Annotated in this window: 13 protein-coding genes and 1 pseudogene; 5 read left to right on the top strand and 9 right to left on the bottom strand. The window is 63.8% G+C overall.

The genetic code is table 11. The features are described from left to right. Window positions 1-47 precede the first annotated feature (47 nt). Entirely contained in the window at window positions 48-1,058 is a 1,011-nt protein-coding gene (locus V0R62_RS15875; RefSeq protein WP_330104435.1) for a zinc-dependent alcohol dehydrogenase family protein, read from the top strand. Between the two features lie 25 nt (window positions 1,059-1,083). Here the strand turns inward: V0R62_RS15875 and V0R62_RS15870 are convergent, their stop codons facing one another. The 4 genes and pseudogenes from V0R62_RS15870 to V0R62_RS15855 form a co-directional block, all read right to left on the bottom strand. After that, window positions 1,084-1,977: a GNAT family N-acetyltransferase gene (locus V0R62_RS15870; RefSeq protein WP_330104434.1), complete on the bottom strand. Its 894-nt coding sequence runs from the start codon at window positions 1,975-1,977 to the stop codon at window positions 1,084-1,086. Window positions 1,978-2,128: 151 nt separating this feature from the next. Then, window positions 2,129-2,653: a hypothetical protein gene (locus V0R62_RS15865; RefSeq protein ID WP_330104472.1), complete on the bottom strand. Its 525-nt coding sequence runs from the start codon at window positions 2,651-2,653 to the stop codon at window positions 2,129-2,131. 63 nt (window positions 2,654-2,716) lie between these two features. Continuing rightward, window positions 2,717-2,971 (bottom strand): annotated as a pseudogene (locus V0R62_RS15860) (RHS repeat-associated core domain-containing protein); the annotation flags it as partial. 219 nt (window positions 2,972-3,190) lie between these two features. Then, the gene (locus V0R62_RS15855) at window positions 3,191-4,297 is read right to left on the bottom strand and encodes a peptidase C39 family protein (protein ID WP_330104433.1); all 1,107 of its coding nucleotides are present in this window, start codon (window positions 4,295-4,297) and stop codon (window positions 3,191-3,193) included. A gap of 92 nt (window positions 4,298-4,389) precedes the next feature. Between V0R62_RS15855 and V0R62_RS15850 the strand changes: the two genes are divergently transcribed. The 3 genes from V0R62_RS15850 (at window position 4,390) to gabP (ending at window position 8,753) form a co-directional block, all read left to right on the top strand. Beyond that, entirely contained in the window at window positions 4,390-5,976 is a 1,587-nt protein-coding gene (locus V0R62_RS15850) for a RimK family protein (RefSeq protein WP_330104432.1), read from the top strand. Between the two features lie 12 nt (window positions 5,977-5,988). Continuing rightward, entirely contained in the window at window positions 5,989-7,005 is a 1,017-nt protein-coding gene (locus V0R62_RS15845; RefSeq protein WP_330104431.1) for a magnesium transporter CorA family protein, read from the top strand. Between the two features lie 353 nt (window positions 7,006-7,358). Continuing rightward, a complete protein-coding gene (gene gabP, locus V0R62_RS15840; RefSeq protein WP_330104430.1) occupies window positions 7,359-8,753 on the top strand; it encodes a GABA permease in 1,395 nt (464 codons plus the stop codon). A 30-nt stretch (window positions 8,754-8,783) separates the two neighbouring features. Here gabP and V0R62_RS15835 read toward each other — a convergent pair whose 3' ends face one another. Beyond that, entirely contained in the window at window positions 8,784-9,086 is a 303-nt protein-coding gene (locus V0R62_RS15835) for a putative quinol monooxygenase (protein WP_330104429.1), read from the bottom strand. A 60-nt stretch (window positions 9,087-9,146) separates the two neighbouring features. On the opposite strand from V0R62_RS15835, the gene V0R62_RS15830 reads away from it, so the two are divergent. Next, window positions 9,147-9,560 (top strand): VOC family protein, encoded by a 414-nt coding sequence (locus tag V0R62_RS15830; RefSeq protein ID WP_112250023.1) that lies wholly within the window; start codon window positions 9,147-9,149, stop codon window positions 9,558-9,560. Between the two features lie 69 nt (window positions 9,561-9,629). Here V0R62_RS15830 and V0R62_RS15825 read toward each other — a convergent pair whose 3' ends face one another. From V0R62_RS15825 to pgi, 4 genes are all read right to left on the bottom strand, one after another. Next, a complete protein-coding gene (locus V0R62_RS15825; protein WP_330104428.1) occupies window positions 9,630-12,566 on the bottom strand; it encodes a DUF748 domain-containing protein in 2,937 nt (978 codons plus the stop codon). A 79-nt stretch (window positions 12,567-12,645) separates the two neighbouring features. Further along, window positions 12,646-13,515 (bottom strand): oxygenase MpaB family protein, encoded by an 870-nt coding sequence (locus V0R62_RS15820; RefSeq protein ID WP_330104427.1) that lies wholly within the window; start codon window positions 13,513-13,515, stop codon window positions 12,646-12,648. 37 nt (window positions 13,516-13,552) lie between these two features. Further along, a complete protein-coding gene (gene acs / locus V0R62_RS15815; RefSeq protein ID WP_330104426.1) occupies window positions 13,553-15,487 on the bottom strand; it encodes an acetate--CoA ligase in 1,935 nt (644 codons plus the stop codon). A gap of 239 nt (window positions 15,488-15,726) precedes the next feature. After that, the gene (gene pgi, locus V0R62_RS15810) at window positions 15,727-17,391 is read right to left on the bottom strand and encodes a glucose-6-phosphate isomerase (protein WP_330104425.1); all 1,665 of its coding nucleotides are present in this window, start codon (window positions 17,389-17,391) and stop codon (window positions 15,727-15,729) included. Window positions 17,392-17,533 lie beyond the last annotated feature (142 nt).

Raw genomic sequence — 17,533 nt, 5'->3', positions numbered from 1 at the left:
CCTGTCTAAGCTGCACTGCACCTTTTCCCCCGATGGAGACCCCACCCATGAGCACCAAGGCCCTTTACGTCCTGCCCGGCGGCGGCTACGACAAGGTCCAGGTCGGCACCTGCGAAACCTCCGCGCCCAAGGCCGGCGAGATCACCGTGCGCCTGCACGCCAGTTCCCTCAACTATCACGATTTCGCCGTGGTCAGCGGCATGTGGGGGCCGAGCGAGCGGCGCATCCCCATGGCCGACGGCGCTGGCGAGGTGATTGCGGTGGGCGCCGGGGTCAGCGAGTTCCAGGTCGGTGATACGGTGGTCAGCACCTTCTTCCCCGACTGGCTCGATGGGCAGGCCCAGGTCGAGGGCTTTGCCAGCGTGCCGGGCGACGGCATCGACGGCTATGCCCGTGAACAGGTGACCGCCCGGGCCACGTCCTTCACCCTCGCACCCAAGGGCTACAGCCATGCCGAGTCGGCGACCCTGACCACCGCCGGCCTCACTGCCTGGCGCGCCCTGATGAGCGATGACCACCTCAAACCCGGCGACAGCGTGCTGGTGCAGGGCACCGGTGGCGTGTCGATCTTCGCCCTGCAATTCGCCAAGCTGGCTGGCGCCACGGTTATCGCCACCTCATCCAGCGACGCCAAGCTGGAGCGTCTCAAGGCGCTCGGCGCGGATCACCTGATCAACTACAAGACCACGCCCGCCTGGGGCGAAAAGGTCCGTGCACTGACCGGCGGACGCGGCGTGGACCATGTGATCGAAGTCGGTGGCCCGGCCACGCTGGAGCAGTCGATGATCGCCGCGCGTATCGGCGGGCATGTGTCGCTGATCGGCATCCTCACCGGCGTGGCCGGGCAGTTGCCGCTGGTGCAGGCGCTGGTGCGGCAGATCCGCCTGCAGGGCGTGCTGGTGGGCAGTCGCGCGCAGCAGCAGGCGATGGTCCGCGCCATCGACGCCAATGGCCTGCGGCCGGTGGTGGACAAGCATTTCGAGCTGGAACAGATGGTCGAGGCCTTCAAGTACCAGGAGAGCAACAGGCATTTCGGCAAGATCTGCCTGACCTGGTGACGTGGGAGCAGGCCTGCTTCGCGACTCAGGTATGGGAGAGCAATGGAAGCATCAGCACCTGCCCATCGACACGGGTAGGTGCCGCCCCCCAGACGAACAGCGCATCATCGTTATCCACAACCCGCGCCGCGAAGCCCTCGCTGTTCAGCGGCGCAAACCCTAGCACCACCTCCCGGGTAGTTGACGTGACCAGTTCGGCCAGCACATCGGCCAGCGCCAGTTCGCGTTCGCAGAACACGTCCACCAGCACCATCCGCTCGCCATCCTGTTCCATCACCACATAGGCCTCGTGCGCTGAGGAATGGAACACGGCCTCCCGGTATGGCCCATCGCAATAGAACATCGTCAGCGGCACATTCGGCACCAGGCTCAAACGCGCCTGTGGACAACTCTTTTCCACCGCATCGATGAAGCGTTGACGTTGTTCGCCATCATCCATGTTCACCGGGTGGAAGGTCGTGGCCCGTGGTTGCGCCGACCAGGGCTGGTAGTACTCGTGTTCGACCACTCGGCGAAATCCGAACTTGGGATAGAGATCGAGTACGGTGCTGTTGGCGAACAGGTACAGCAGGTCGCACTGGCCTGCCCAGCGTTCCATCAGCACTTCCATCAGGTAGCGGCTGTAGCCACGGCCCCGTGCCTGCGGCGCGGTCATTACCGTACCGATCTGGACGCAACGCAGGTGCTGGCCATCGAGGGTGAAGTCGAGCAGGTTGGCCGAGGCGTTGGCCAGCATCTTCCCGTTGCTAACCAGTGAGCACGGCTGGTTGTCGGCTTGCCAGAAACCGGCCTGGTACCAGGCTTCGAAGTCGAAGCCATAGGTCTGGCGGGTGAGGGCGTTTAGCTCGGCGCGTAGAAGCGGGTCGTCTCGGTAGTGTTCAACCAGCTTATAGGTGGGCTCGCTCAGGGAGATTGCCATGGCCTTTTCTGCAATTAGGGGTGAGGTATTCGATATTAGCTATCGTACTGAGCGAATGTTGTAATTGTTTGTGCTGGCGGATGTCATGTCTCCATAGTCAAAGAGTCCAGGGCTGTCTTTAAATTTACGACATTGTTACTAGCGGAAACGCTTAGTTTTTTGATTCTAGTTGACGGATTCGTCGCCTGAGTACGTTTATTTCTGCATTTTGCTGTTGAATAATGGCATGCGGTGTTCTTAGTCTTTGATGGCCAAGGTTGATCGAGAGAGGCTGATACGGATGACCCGCTTCATCAGTTTCAAGGCCACCAACAACAGTGTGGTCTAGCTGGGTCATAGGCATTGCTTCGGGAGTATTTTGTAATGCTGCTTGGTTGGGGACACTGAGGGTGTCAGCTGTATCATGGACCCCTATGGCTATCACTATGCCGTTAAATATGGCGGTAGCAAGACTCGTTGGATATCCTAAAGCTTCACCGACGGCGCTAATACCCGCACCAGTTGAGCTGATAGCAGTTGCGATTGTCTTGGGATCTTTCAGGTCAACGTTGTTAGTGCCTTTAATCTTGTCAGCGACAGCATGAACTCCGATTGTTAACGCAGGTTGAGAAGCCCCCGCTATATTTGCACCGTTGGTGATTGCTGACGGAACCCAGCCCGGCACCTGGTCTACCATTGATGACACGATAGGCCCAACTCTGCCCTGGTACAAGTTGCCCTTTGTGCGCCCGCTTCGATCATGGAAATTGATTGGATCTCCATGACAATACGCATAAGTATTCAACCCTCCTCGGCCAAACGGGCTCAGCCCGTCAGGCGAGTGAAACCGCATGATCATGGGGTTGTAGGTCCTGTGCCCATTGCCCAGTAGGTACCAACTCAGATGCTGTTCACAGGGCTGCCCAGTGAAGCCCGATACAGGCGTATTGGCTCGCGGGGTGCGATCACCGTAGGGACCATAGTTTATGCCGGTGGGCTTTTCCGCTTGCCGCATCAAGAGCGGGCTTTGCAGGCGGTCTGTGGCCAGCAAGGTGTTTGTCATGGCGAGTACCCTGGTAGTGGGAAAGCCTGGATGAAAGCGACCTGTGGTGCTCAAGCTGATGGCAGTCAAACTATCAGTGCGTAAAAGCCCGTGAAACTGGTAAAAATGACAGTTGCCCGGGCTACCTCCCCACGTCTGGTCGAAGTGGAGGGCGTTGAAGCTCAGATTGCGTTACGCCCCACTTACCTCCCGATCGAACAGCACCACCGCCGCTCGCAACTTTTGCCCGCCGAACAGGCTCATGCGTTGGAACTCCTGGTGGCTGACCGGCAGGTGCTGACAGTCCAGCGCCTGTCGGTGGCGGGCGTGGTCGGTGTCGGGGTCGTGCAGGTAGACGAAGTCGTCGTCGCAGGCGGTGACCAGCACCCAGTGCGGCGCCTTGCTGCCGGTCAGCCGGTAGTTGCTGATCAGCACCAGCGCCAGGCCGCCTTCGGCCAGCACCCGGGGCAGGTTGGGCGCCTGCCGCGCGATGACCACGTCGCTGTCCTGCAGCTCGGCGCAGAAGTCCTCATGGACCAGGCGCATGACCTCCTTCTTGCCGGGCTGGCGCACGCCATCGAGAAACAGCGGCCCTTCGGTATTGAGCAGCAGCCTGACGCGAAAGCCCCGGCGCCAGGCGGCCAGGGCCAGGCCATGGGGGCTGCAGCCGCCGTGGCCGGAGGTCATGAACACAGTGGTCGCCTCGCGCCACAGGCGCAGTTCCTCGCGACGGCTCGGCGGGCGCTGCGGTCGCAGGGCGGCCATGGCCATCAGCAAGCAGGCCGGGCCGCAGGTGAAGTCGGTGGTCTGGGCGTAGTAGGGGACCGGTCGCGCCTCGCCCGTCGGGTGCTGGAGGATGCGCTTCTCGTAACGCAGGGCGCTGGTGTGGTCCTCGTAGTAGTCGTCGACCTGGGCGAAGCGCCGGTAGCCATGGCGTTCGTACAGGGCAATGGCCTTGGGATTGTCGGTGCGCACCTCAAGACGCAGGTAGGCGCGCTCGTGCTCCAGGGCGCAGCGTTCGGCCTGTTCCAGCAGTCGGGCGCCAAGGCCATGGCCACGTGCCTGTTCGGCAATGGCGATGGAATACAGTCTGGCCAGCGAGGTGCCGCGGTGGAACAGCAGCAACGCATAGCCCATCAGCTGGCCGTCGCGTTGCGCCACCAGCAGGCTGGCATTGGCGTGGGACAGCATCCAGCGAAAGCTGCGCGGGGTCAGCCGGTCGAGGGCGAAGCACTGGTTCTCCAGTGCCAGCAGGTCCGGCAGGTCGTCAACAGTTGCCAGGCGAAATTCGATGTGCATAGGGCCGCCGTAAAAGTTGCGTAATGAAACGGGACATTCGAAAAACTTCGTGCTTAATAGAAACCGTGTCTACCCAACACAGGGCTTCAAACATGTCATCGTTTCAGGAACCCTTACCTGGCTGGCCCGGGGAAAGTTCACACTCAAGTACAACTGGTGTTATTTATCCACTGACCCTGGATAACAAGTCAAGTCAGCTGGTGATCATCGTGGAACGGCGTGAGGACTGGGCTTCGTACCTGCCCAGCGAGGACGTCGTGACGGCCCAGGAGTACCTGGAGGAGCCACGCGAGGCTGATAACGGCAAGCGTGTCCAGGTAATAAACCTATGTCGTAATTACAAGTATCTAGGTCACGGTTATTATTGTTCCTTGTTGGCCGAGGCGCGCGGCCATAAAGTCATTCCTTCGGTCAGAAGTATCAGCGAGTTGACCCGCAAGTCGTTATACGGATTGGCCCTCGACGACATGGCGCGCAGCCTCGAGAGTGCCCTGGCCAATCACCCCTACGGCGAAACCGAAGGGTTCACCCTGTCCCTGTATTTCGGCCGTACCGATCTGGAACCGCTGCAGGACATCGCCCGCCAGCTGTTCGAAAGTTTCCCGTGTCCGATCCTGCTGGTGGAGTTCCGCAAGACCAGCACCTGGCATATCGCCGGGGTCAAGGCCGGCGCGCTGCACAAGTTGCGTGAAGACCAGCAGGACCCCTTCGCCAACGCCCTCGATGGCTTCAGCCGCCGGATCTGGCGCCAGCCCCGCTCGCGGCGGGTGGCGCGTTACGACCTGGCGATCCTCCACGACCCCGATGAGGCGTTGCCGCCATCCAACCCCAAGGCGCTGGAGCACTTCATTCGTGCCGGACGCCAGTTGGGGGTCGACGTCGAGCTGATCGGCAAGAAGGACTACGCCCGCCTGGCCGAATACGACGCGCTGTTGATCCGCGAGACCACCAGCGTCGACAACCACACCTACCGCTTCGCCAAGAAGGCCGAGAGCGAAGGGCTGGTGGTGATGGACGACCCGGCGTCGATCCTGCGTTGTACCAACAAGGTGTACCTGACCGACCTGCTGCGCAGCCATCGCCTGGCCATGCCGGCCAGCGAGATCCTCTACCGCGACAACCCGCAGGCGCTGGAAGGCATCGGCGAGCGGCTGGGCTTTCCGTTGGTGCTGAAGATTCCCGACGGCTGTTTCTCCCGGGGCGTGATCAAGGTCAAGGACCCCGCCGAACTCCAGGCCGCCACCGCCGAACTGTTCGAGCACTCGGTGCTGTTGCTGGCCCAGGAGTACCTCTACACCGAATACGACTGGCGCATCGGCGTGCTCAACCGCAAGCCGATCTTCGCCTGCCAGTACTTCATGTCCAAGGGCCACTGGCAGATCTTCAACCACCAGGCCCAGCGCGACGAAGTCAACGGTGAGTGTCGCACCCTGGCCGTGCACGAGGCGCCTCGGGCGGTGGTGGAGCTGGCGGTGAAGGCTGCCAACCTGATCGGCGATGGCCTGTACGGCGTCGATCTCAAGCAGGTCGGTGACCGGGTGGTGGTGATCGAGGTCAACGACAACCCCAACCTTGATGCTGGCATCGAGGACGCCTACCTGCACGACGACCTCTACACCCTGGTGCTGGAGGAGTTCATCCGCCGCCTGGAGCAGAAGCGCCGGGGGCAAGCCTGGTAACGAGGTGCTGGCATGATCGAAAGCTACAGCCTGGCCCATGGCCAGTTGCGCAAGCGCGAGGGACTCGATTGCGAGGTGCTGCTGTTCGTCGAACCGGACAGCGCCGAGCGTGAACTGTTGCAGGCCTGGTTCCACCTGGATGCCCATGCCCTGGCTTCGGCGCTGGACCCGGACGAGGTGTCGCGCATCGAACTGCACCGCGATGGCCTGTTCCTGATCTGGAAGCGCCCGGAGAGCTACACCGGGGGAGACAGCTTCGCCTTCCAGGTGTCTTCGTTCGGCATGCTGATGGTCGACGGCCACCTGGTGCTGATCGCCCCGGACGCCTCTCTGCTCGATGGCCTCGGGCAACGCCATGCGCTGCACGATCCGATGGATGTGCTGCTGGCCATCCTGCTGGACAACCTGCACCACTACCTGGGGCATCTGAAGGTGATCAAGATGGTCGCCCGCGAACTGCAGCAACGTTTCGAGCAGTCGCTGGAGAACCACCACCTGATGCAGATGTTCAACCTCAGCGAGAGCCTGATCCACTACATCAACGCCATCCACAGCAATGGCGCGGTGCTCTCGCGCCTGCGCGCCCATGGCGAGAAGCGCCATTTCAACCCCGAGGTGCTGGCGCTGATCGACGACCTGGTCATCGAGAACAACCAGTGCCACAAGCAGGCCGAGATCTACTCGACGGTGTTCGCCGGCTTGATGGACGCCCGTGGCAACCTGGCCAACAACGCGATGAACGAGACCTTGCGCAAGCTCACCCTGATCAACGTGGTGTTCCTGCCGCTGAACCTGATCGCCAGCATTGGCGGCATGTCCGAGTTCAGCATGATGACTGCGGGCGTGCCGTGGTGGCTGGCGTATGCCTTGCTGGTACTGGTGATGATGCTGCTGGGCGTGCTCATGGTGCTGGCGCTCAAACGTCTGGCCCGGGGGCGTCGTCCCGTCGCGCCACCAGCTCAGACTGAGCGCCCCGCTGTGCGACCCACCCCCTCATTTCCTGGTATCGCTAATTGGAGAACGCCATGAGCAATCTGCAGATCGGCCTGATGATCGTCACGGTGATCGTGGTGTTCGCGGTGGTGAACTTCTATTGGGACTACCTGCGCGACCGCGACTGACGCAAACAGGCATGTCCGGGGGCTTGACTGACGTGCATGGGCACGTGGTGTCGTGATCGAACAGTTGTCTGACGTTTTCGAGCATTTTGCTCGCGCCGCGCCCGGCTTAAAGTGAAGCCCGCATCCCCACGGTGCGTTGCCTCGGGCGCGTGAGAAGGCCGTAACAGAGCGTGCGCAACGTACTCCGCCCTTAGTCGAGGAGACCGTTTCGCCTGCCCTTGCCCGTCCCTTCCTTGTGTCAGCAAAAAGAGAACAAGACCAATGAACACCGTGGGAACTGATGGCAACCTTGCTCAAGGTTTCAAGCCACGTCACGTAACGATGCTGTCCATCGCCGGCATCATCGGCGCGGGGCTCTTCGTCGGCTCCGGGCACGCCATCGCGGCGGCCGGCCCGGCCACCATCCTCTCTTATTTCGTGGCCGGCACCCTGGTGGTGCTGGTCATGCGCATGCTCGGCGAAATGGCCGTGGCCCACCCCGACACCGGCTCGTTTTCCACCTACGCCGACCAGGCCATCGGCCGCTGGGCCGGCTACACCATCGGCTGGCTGTACTGGTGGTTCTGGGTGCTGGTGATCCCTATCGAGGCGCTGGCCGCTGGGCATGTACTCAACGCCTGGTTCCCCCAGGTGGACAGCTGGATCTTCGCCCTGGCCTCGGTGTTGCTGCTGGCCTGCACCAACCTGTTCAGCGTGGCCAAGTACGGTGAATTCGAGTTCTGGTTCGCCATTCTCAAGGTCACCGCCATTCTCGGCTTCATCGGCCTGGGCTTCGCCGCGCTGCTGGGCTGGTTGCCGCAGCGCGAAGTCAGTGGGCTGAGCACGCTGATGGACGAGCACGGCGGCTTCGCGCCCAAGGGCTGGTCCGCAGTGGTCGGCGCCTTCATCACCGTGATGTTCAGTTTCATCGGCACCGAGGCGGTGACCATCGCCGCCTCCGAGTCCAGCGACCCGGCGCGCAATATCGCCAAGGCCACCCGTTCGGTGATCTGGCGCATCAGCACCTTCTACATCCTGTCGATCTTCGTGATCATCTCGGTGGTGCCGTGGAACGACCCACAGCTGGCCGTGGTGGGTTCCTACCAGCGTGCCCTGGAAATCATGAATATCCCCAACGCGGCGCTGATGGTCGACTTCGTGGTGCTGATCGCGGTGACCAGCTGCATGAACTCGTCGATCTACATCGCCTCGCGGATGATGTACTCGCTGGCCAGGCGTGGCGATGCGCCGGCCTTGCTGAAGAACACGTCCAAGGTGGGAGTACCGCGCGCCGCGGTATTCGGCAGCACTCTGATCGGCGCGGCCATCGCCATCCTCAACTACTTCGCGCCCAAGGGCGTGTTCGAATTCCTGCTCGCCAGCTCTGGCGCCATTGCGCTGCTGGTGTACCTGGTGATCGCCATTTCGCAACTGCGCATGCGTGGGCGACTGGAGCGCGAGAACGCCAACCTCAAGTTCCGCATGTGGCTGTTCCCCTGGCTGACCTGGGCGGTGATCCTGTTCATCAGCGGCGCCCTGGCCGTGATGATGTTCACTGAGGAGCACCGCGCCGAGGTGACCGCCACCTTGAGCCTGGCGATCGTGATTTCGTTCCTGGGGATCGTCACCTCGCGCGGGCATGCGCGCAGCGCGGTGGGCGCTCGCTCGCTGGGGTGAGGCAATGCCGGCGCGTCTGTCCCGCCAGCGTCAGCTCACCGGGTTGCGCGCGATCACATCACTCTCGAAGCACACCTGTTCCACGACCAGCGGCTCCACCAGGGGCCGACTGTCGCGGAAATGCGCGGTCCGGGTGTGCGCTTCGTACGCCTCATCGTCCCGGTAGATCTCGTACAGGTAGATCACATCCGCATCCTCCCGGTCCTGTGACACATCGAATACCAGGCAGCCCGGCTCGGTGGCGACCGAGGCGGCGGCATTGGCCTTGATCGCTGCCAGGAAGGCGTCGGCGGTACCGGGTTGCACGCGGGTCTTGATAAACAGACAGTACACATGAAGCTCCTTTTGTTTTAAATTCTGTTCTGAATTGTATACAAAAATGGAGCCGCGCTCATGTCCGAACTACCTGTCCGTCCAGGCCGCCTGAACGGCCTGCGTCATATTGCCTTGCTGGTCCCCAACCTGGAGGAATGCGAGCGCTTCTACGTGGATGTGCTGGGCATGGAGGTGCTGAACCGAGCCAATGAAGACCTGGTCTACCTCACCTGCGGCAACGACAACCTGTCGCTGGGGCGAGGCGCAGGGGCGGCCAATGGTTTGCAGACCCTGGATCACTACGGTTTCATCGTCGACAGCGTGGAGGAGCTCGAGGCCTGGTACCAGTACTTCAAGGCCCACGGCGTGACGCTGCTGGATCGCCCCTTCAATCATGGCGATGGCGCGCGCAGCTTCCATCTGCTGGACCCTGCGGGGAACAAGGTGCAGCCGCTATATCACCCGGCGGTGTCGGGGCAGCGGCTGGTCTGATGGTATCGATTGCCGGTCCTGCCTTCATCGCCAGCTTGCCGGCGATGAAGGAGACTCGGTGGTGAAGGGCTACTCGGCATCCAGGTGCATCGGCGTCACCACCCGCCCATCGCTTTCAGCCTGGCCGAGATTGGTGTCGATGAAGTACACCCGGTCATCTTCCAGCTGGCCCTTGTCGACCAGGTAGTCCTTGATGCTGCTGGCGCGTTCCTGGCCGAGGGTGCGCAGCAGCGCGGTGCTTTCCGCCCACGACTTGATCACCGCCTCGCGCAGCTTGGCGCTGCGTTCGTCACGGCCCAGCTTCTCCCATTCGGCCGGCGGCTGCTGCTTGAGGCGGGTGCGGTAGATGCCTTCGAGCATCGCCGGCTTGTCGCTGTCGTCCACCACCAGCAGCGAGGCGTTGGCCGGTACCTTGTCGCCGCGGCGCTGGAGGATCTTGTACCAGGTAGCCTGGTACTCGCGCTCCAGGCGCTGCTGGGCGATCAGCGGGCCATCGCTGCTCTGGGCGGCGGTACCCTCGATCTCCAGGCGCAGCTCGGGACGCTCCTTGAGAGCCGAGGCGAGCTTGTCCAGGGACGTCTGCACTTCAGGGGTCAGGTCGCTGGAGCCTGCCGCGAACGAGACATTGCCCAGATCTTCCGCGCCGCCGCCCGAGACCAGCCCGCCGAGCAGCTTGAACGGCGCCTGGGCCGCGCGCAGCACCAGGTTGCGCAGGGTCTGCCAGACGATCGGCATCACGCTGAATTGCGGGTTGTTGAGATCGCCCGATACCGGCAGCTCGATGGAGATCCTGCCTTCGGTGTCCTTGAGCAGGGCGACCGCCAGGCGGATCGGCAGGTCCACGGCGTCCGGGCTGTCGACCTTCTCGCCCAGTTGCAGTTGCTCGATCACCACCTTGTTCTCGGCCTTGAGCTGGCCATTGGTGATCAGGTAGTGCAGGTCGAGGTTCAGCCGGCCCTTGCGGATGCGCAAGCCGGCGAACTTGCCGGAGTAGGGGGTGAGGGTTGTCAGCTCGACACGCTTGAAGCTGGTGGCGATGTCCAGGCTGGCCAGCGGGTTGAACGGGTTGAGCGCGCCCTTGATGGTCACCGGCGCGTAGCGGTCCACCTTGCCCTTGATATCCACTTTGGCCGGCAGCGGCTTGCGGTTGTCGATAGTGCCGATCTGGCCATTGAGCTGCTGCACTGCAGTGGCGAAGTTGGGCGTCAGGGTCAGGTCGGCGAAGTTGGCCGAGCCGTCGTTGATGCTGATCTGGCCGATACGGATGCCCAGTTCCTTGCCACTGCCGGACGCCGCCGGCTTGCTCGGCGCCGCGGCCGGCTTGTCCGCGGGTTGCGGGATCAGCAGGTCGTCGACGTTGGTGGTGCGGTCTTCGTTGATGATGAAGCGCGCATAGGGTTGCAGCAGGGTGACCTTGTCGATCGACAGGGCATCGCCGTGCACATAGGACAGGCCATCGACGTTGACCTGCTGCCATTTGACGAAGTCGCGGTTCTTGATGGTGTCCAGGGTGTGCAACTGGTTGGCCTGGGCCTTGCCGGTGATGCTGAAGGCCAGTGGCTCGGTGCTCTTGAGGTCGACCTTGAGGTCGCTGGAGAGCATGCCGCTGCGCAGTTCCAGGCGGATGAACGGGCTGATGTAGGCCTGGGCGACGCGCAGGTCGATGTCGCGGGTGGCGACGTCGAGTTTCGCCGTGACCGGCGCCAGGTTGACCTGGCCCGCGGCCTGCAGCTTGCCCTGCTTGCCCACGCCGGTGTCGAGTTTGAGGGTGAAGGGCGACTGGTTGAGGCTGTCGAAGTTCTGCAGGTCGAGGTTGAGCGGGCCGACATCCAGGGCCACGGGCTCCTTCTGGCTACGGTCGGCCAGGTGAACCAGGTAGTTGCGTGCCTGCACGTCCTTGAGCAGGACCTGCCAGGGCTTGCTCGGCTCCTTGGCGGCCTGTTGTTCCGGAGTCGGTTCGGCGGCGGCGGGCTCGGCCTGTTCCTTCGGCGTGGCCTTGGCCGGCTGGCTGGCAAACAGCTTCTGCCAGTCGAGCTGGCCGTCCTTCTCCAGGGCCGCCCAGGTCTCCAGCTTCTCGCTGCGGATCTTGCCGACGGTGACCAACTGCTTGGCCAGGTCGATGGAGGTTTCGCTGACCTCCAGGCTGGCCAGGCGTGCCAGCGGACGCCCGTCCGGGGCCTTGATGGCAAAGGGCGCGACCCGCACCGAGGTGTTGTCGAGCAGCAGCTCGGTTTCCTTGGCGAGGTTGAGCTTGTAGTGGGTGTCGAGGCTGACCATGCCGTCTTCCAGCACCAGCGGCACGGCGTCGCGCACATAAGGCCAGAACAGCTTCATCTTGCCGTCGGTGACCTTAAGGGTACCTTCCGAGGCGATCGGCGCCAGGCTCAGGGTGCCGCTCCAGTCGATGCGCCCGCCCGCCGGGCCGTTGGCCACCAGGGTCATGTCGGCGTTGTCGTCGGGCAGGGTGCTGAGGTTCTTCAGCTCCAGGTTCATCGAGTCGTAGAGGAACTCGATCGGCTCGCTCGGGCGCAGGTCCTGGAAGTGCAGGTAGCCCTCGCTGAGCTTGATGCTGGCGATGCGCAGCGGGAACGGATCGCTGGGCGGCTCCTCCGGCTTGGGCTCGCTGGGCGGAATCTTGAACAGCTGGGCCAGGTTGAGGCTGCCGTCCTTGGCGAACAGCAGCTCGGTGCGTGGCTTGTCCAGCTCCACGGCGTCCAGGCGCAGGGCCTTGGTCCACAGGCTGTCGAGGGCGAGGTTGGCGTACAGGCGTTCGAAGCCGACCTGTTCCTTGCCGGGTTCGCCGATCTGCAGGCCCCAGAGCGTCAGCTCAAGGCTGAACGGGTTGAGCTCGATGCGCTGCAGGTGCGCCGGCACCGTGGCGTATTGCGCCAGCTGCTGGTTGGCGATGCGCAGGGCGACACCGGGGAGAATGAAAAAGCCGAGCAGGCCGTACAGGGCCACGAGGGCCAGCAGTGCGCCGAGAGCGCGGGTCAATCCTTTGGGCATGTGTCGCTTCGTCTGTATCAGGCTGGAGTGCTTGGAGTATGGCACGTTAAATCGGTTCCGATGAACGGGGCAAAATACCTCATTCGATGCCCATGCGCCGCCGTGCGCGGTGCGCCGAACCGTCGCGCATGGCCCAGCGCAGCACTGGTGCGGTGTTGTTCAGGCCCAGGCGGATCATGCGCCGCTCGACCGCGCCCTGGTGCAGGCCGAGCATTTCGCTGGCCCATTCGGGCAGCAGGTCGATGCCGGCCTTGAGCATCAGCTTGCCCACCGGCTCGGCCATCCGGCTGGGCGCCGGGGCCTTGAGCAGGATGTCCACCACCTCCAGGCTGCGCGCATCGCACTGCAGTTGCGGGCGCATGCGGCGCAGGTAGTCGTCGACCTCGGCGCAGGAACGTGGCACGTCGCGTGCGCCGAGGCGCTCGGCGATCAGCGCGATCTCGTCGTAGTAGGCGTCTTGCTCGGCGCGTGGCAGACGGGGGTTGCGATAACGCAGGTGGGCGGCGAGGAAACTGCTGACTTCGGCCACATGCACCCAGGTCAGCAGGTCGGGGTCGCTGGCCGCGTAGGGACGGCCGTCAGGCGCGGTGCCGGTGACCTTGAGGTGGATGGTGCGGACCTTGTCGATCAGCCACTCGGCGTCACGGGTCGAGCCGAAGGTGGTGCCGGAGATGAACTGGCTGGTACGGCGCAGGCGCCCGAGCAGGTCCTGGCGGAAGTTCGAGTGGTCCCACACCCCGGCCAGTGCCAGCGGGTGCAGCAGTTGCAACATCAGCGCGCTGATCCCGCCCACCAGCATGCTGGGGAAATCGCCATGCACCTGCCAGCTGATGCTCTGCGGGCCAAACAGCCCGGGGTCGCCCTTGGGCGATTCCAGGTCGAGCTGGCCGAGGGCCAGCCCGGTGAGGCTCATGACCTGGGTTTCGATGCGACGACGTAGGACTTCCATGGCGACCTTGATTCAGGGCGGCCGCCCGGGCCGCGGGTTATTGATTGAGACGCTTGTCGATCAAACCCTGGACCACGCTGGGGTCGGCGAGGGTCGAGGTGTCGCCCAGGTTGTCCAGTTCGTTGCAGGCGATCTTGCGCAGTATACGCCGCATGATCTTGCCCGAGCGGGTCTTGGGCAGGGCGGGTGCCCACTGGATCAGTTCGGGCTTGGCGAAGCTGCCGATCTCCTTGCTGACCAGGGCCAGCAGTTCGGCCTTGAGCGCGTCGTCCGGCACGACGCCGTTCATGGGGGTGACGAAGGCATACACCCCCTGGCCCTTGAGGTCGTGGGGGTAGCCGACCACGGCGGCCTCGGCGACGCCGTCGTGCAGCACCAGGGCGCTCTCCACCTCGGCGGTGCCGATACGGTGGCCGGAGACATTGATCACATCGTCGATGCGCCCGGTGATCCAGTAGTCGCCATCGGCGTCGCGACGGGCGCCGTCGCCGGTGAAGTAGTAGCCGGGCATCGGCTTGAAGTAGGTGTCGACCATGCGCTGGTGGTCGCCGTAGACACTGCGGATCTGTCCGGGCCAGCTGGCCTTGATCGCCAGCAGTCCGGCGCCGGGGCCTTTGATCAGCTTGCCTTTGTCGTCCAGCAAAACCGGTTGCACGCCGAACATCGGCTGGGTGGCGCAGCCCGGCTTGAGCCGTGGCGTCCCGGGGAGGGGGGTGAGCATGATGCCGCCGGTCTCGGTCTGCCACCAGGTGTCGACGATGGGGCAACGCTTCTGCCCGACGGCCTCGAAGTACCATTCCCAGGCTTCCGGGTTGATCGGTTCGCCGACGCTGCCGAGCAGGCGCAGGCTCTGGCGCGAAGTGCCTTGCAAGGGCCCGGGGCCTTCGCGCATCAGCGCGCGCAGGGCGGTGGGCGCGGTGTAGAAGATGTTCACCCGGTGCTTGTCGACCACCTGCCAGAAGCGCGAGGTGTCGGGGTAGTTGGGCACGCCTTCGAACATCAGCGAGATAGCGCCGTTGGCCAGTGGGCCGTAGACGATATAGCTGTGGCCGGTGACCCAGCCGACGTCGGCGGTGCACCAGAACACCTCGCCGTCCCGGTAGTCGAACACGGTCTTGAAGGTCATGGTCGCCTGCAGCAGGTAGCCGGCGGTGGTGTGCAGCACGCCCTTGGGTTTACCGGTGCTGCCCGAGGTGTAGAGGATGAACAGCGGGTCCTCGGCGTTCATCGGTTCGGCCGGGCAGTCGTCACCGGCCTTTTCCGTCACCTCGTGGTACCAGAGGTCGCGGCCTTCGCTCCAGGCCACCTCAGCGCCGGTGCGCTTGATCACCAACACGCTACTCACCGCCGGGCAACTGGCGAGGGCCTTGTCGACGTTCTGCTTGAGCGCAATGCGCTTGCCGCCACGCACGCCTTCGTCGGCGGTGATCACCGTGCGGCAGTCGGCGTCGAGGATACGGTCGCGCAGGGCGTCGGGAGAGAAACCGCCGAACACCACCGAGTGGATGGCGCCGATGCGCGTGCAGGCGAGCATGGCATAGGCGGCCTCGGGGATCATCGGCATGTAGATGCATACCCGGTCGCCTTTGTTCACGCCTCGGGCTTTCAAGGCGTTGGCCAGGCGGCAGACCTGGCGGTGCAGTTCGCGGTAGCTGATGGCCTTGCTGTGCGCGGGATCGTCGCCTTCCCAGAGCAGGGCGGTCTGCTCGCCGCGCTGGGCCAGGTGGCGATCGATGCAGTTAAGGCTGACATTCAGCTGGGCTCCGTCGAACCAGCGGGCGCTGCCGGTGTTCAGGTCGCATTGCTGCACGCTTGACCAGGGCTTGATCCAGTCCAGGCGCTTGGCCTGATCGGCCCAGAACGTGTCGGGGTCATCCACCGACTGGCGGTAGAGGCGGCGGTAGTCGTCGTCGCTGAGGGTGGCGGACTGGCTCACGGCCAGGGCCTGGGGATAGTCGCGGATATCGAACATGGCGGGTGGTCCTGCTCTTGTTAGGGGCGAGGGACTGCAACGGCTATTCGATGGACAGTGTAGAAGGTGGGGGTGTTCCCTGGGGGAGACGCCGTCCGTGTAGGAGCGGCCTTGTGTCGCGAAAGGGCCGCAAAGCGGCCCCAGGATTTCAGCGATATAGCCTTGATTGCCGGGGCCGCTGTGCGGCCCATTCGCGGCGCAAGGCCGCTCCTACACACACACAGAGCGGCTGTGTAGCATCAGCCGCGATGACGACCGCGGAAGTAGTTGATCAGGCCCTGGGTCGAGCCGTCCTCGGCGTTGTCCTCCTGGGCGCCGACCAGGCGCTGGTAGACACCCTTGCCCAGTTCCTTGCCCAGCTCGACACCCCACTGGTCGAAGGCGTTGATGCCCCAGACCACGCTCTGCACGAACACCTTGTGCTCATACATCGCCACCAGCGCACCGAGGCGGCGCGGGCTGATGCGCTCGACCACCAGGGTGTTGCTTGGACGGTTGCCCGGGATCACCTTGTGCGGCGCCAGCTTGGCGATATCGGCCTCGTTCAGGCCCTTGGCGCGCAGTTCGGTCTCGGCTTCCTCGCGGGTCTTGCCGAGCATCAGCGCCTGGCTCTGCGACAGGCAGTTGGCGTACAGCCACTGATGGTGGTCCGCCACCGGGTTGAAGCTCACCACCGGGACGATGAAGTCGGCAGGGATCAGCTGGGTGCCCTGGTGCAGCAACTGGTGGTAGGCGTGCTGGCCGTTGCAGCCGACGCCGCCCCAGATCACCGGGCCGGTGTCGGTCTTCACCGGGGTGCCGTCCTGCAGCACGCTCTTGCCGTTGGATTCCATGTCCAGCTGCTGCAGGTGCTTGGTGATGTTGCGCAGGTAGTGGTCGTACGGCAGGATCGCATGGGCCTGGGCGCCCCAGAAGTTGCCGTACCACACGCCCAGCAGGGCCAGCAGCACCGGCATGTTCTTCTCGAACGGCGCGGTCTGGAAATGCTGGTCCATGGTGTAGGCGCCGGACAGCAGTTCCTTGAAGTTGGCGGTGCCGATGGCCAGGGCGATCGGCAGACCGATGGCCGACCACAGCGAGTAGCGCCCGCCGACCCAGTCCCACATCGGGAAGATGTTCTCCTCGCGGATGCCGAAGGCCACGGCCGCGGCCTTGTTGCTCGACACGGCGATGAAGTGGCGGTACAGCTCGGCTTCCGAACCGCCCTGGGCCAGGTACCAGGTGCGCGCGGCCTGGGCGTTCTTCAGGGTTTCCAGGGTGTTGAACGACTTTGACGAGACGATGAACAGGGTGGTCTCGGCGCGCAGGTTGGCCGACAGCTCGTGGAACTCGCTGCCGTCGATGTTCGCCAGGTAGTGGCAGCGCACGCCGCGCTGGGCGTAGGGCAGCAGCGCCTCGGAGACCAGCTCGGGGCCGAGGAACGAGCCGCCGATGCCGATATTGACCACGTCGGTGATCGGTTTTTCGCTGTAGCCGCGCCACAGGCCGTCGTGGATGCGGCCGACCAGTTCGGTGATCTGGTTCAGCACCTTGTGCACTTCCGGCATCACGTTGACGCCGTTCACGCTGAGCTTGTCGCCGACCGGGCGGCGCAGGGCGGTGTGCAGCACCGGGCGGCCTTCGGAGGCGTTGATGATCTCGCCGCTGAACATCGACTTGATGGCCGCTTCCAGGACGACGTCCTTGGCCAGGTTCACCAGCAGGTCACGGGTCTGCTCGGTGATCAGGTTCTTCGAGTAGTCGAGGAACAGGCCGCAGCTGCTCAAGGAGAACTGCTCGAAGCGCTTGCCGTCGGCGGCGAAGGCTTCGCGCATGCTGAAGCCCTGCATGGCGTCGCGGTGTTGCTGAAGCGCCTGCCAGGCGGGCAGCGCCGTCACATCGTGGGGGGTACGGTAATACGCCATTGCGGGTGGTTTCCTTGGTGCATGGTCAGGCTTGGACAGCGGCATTCGTTGCCGGTTGCAAGCTGGACATTATAGGCATTGGCGCCAAGGCGGGAATGGGGGGAGGCGAACGGGGTGGATTAAAATTGTCACCGGCCGGATA

The sequence above is a fragment of the Pseudomonas carassii genome (assembly GCF_036324045.1).
Classification (GTDB): Bacteria; Pseudomonadota; Gammaproteobacteria; order Pseudomonadales; family Pseudomonadaceae; genus Aquipseudomonas; species Aquipseudomonas peradeniyensis.
Note: the sequence above shows the minus strand (reverse complement) of the source record. Positions and strands in the feature narration are given on the sequence as shown.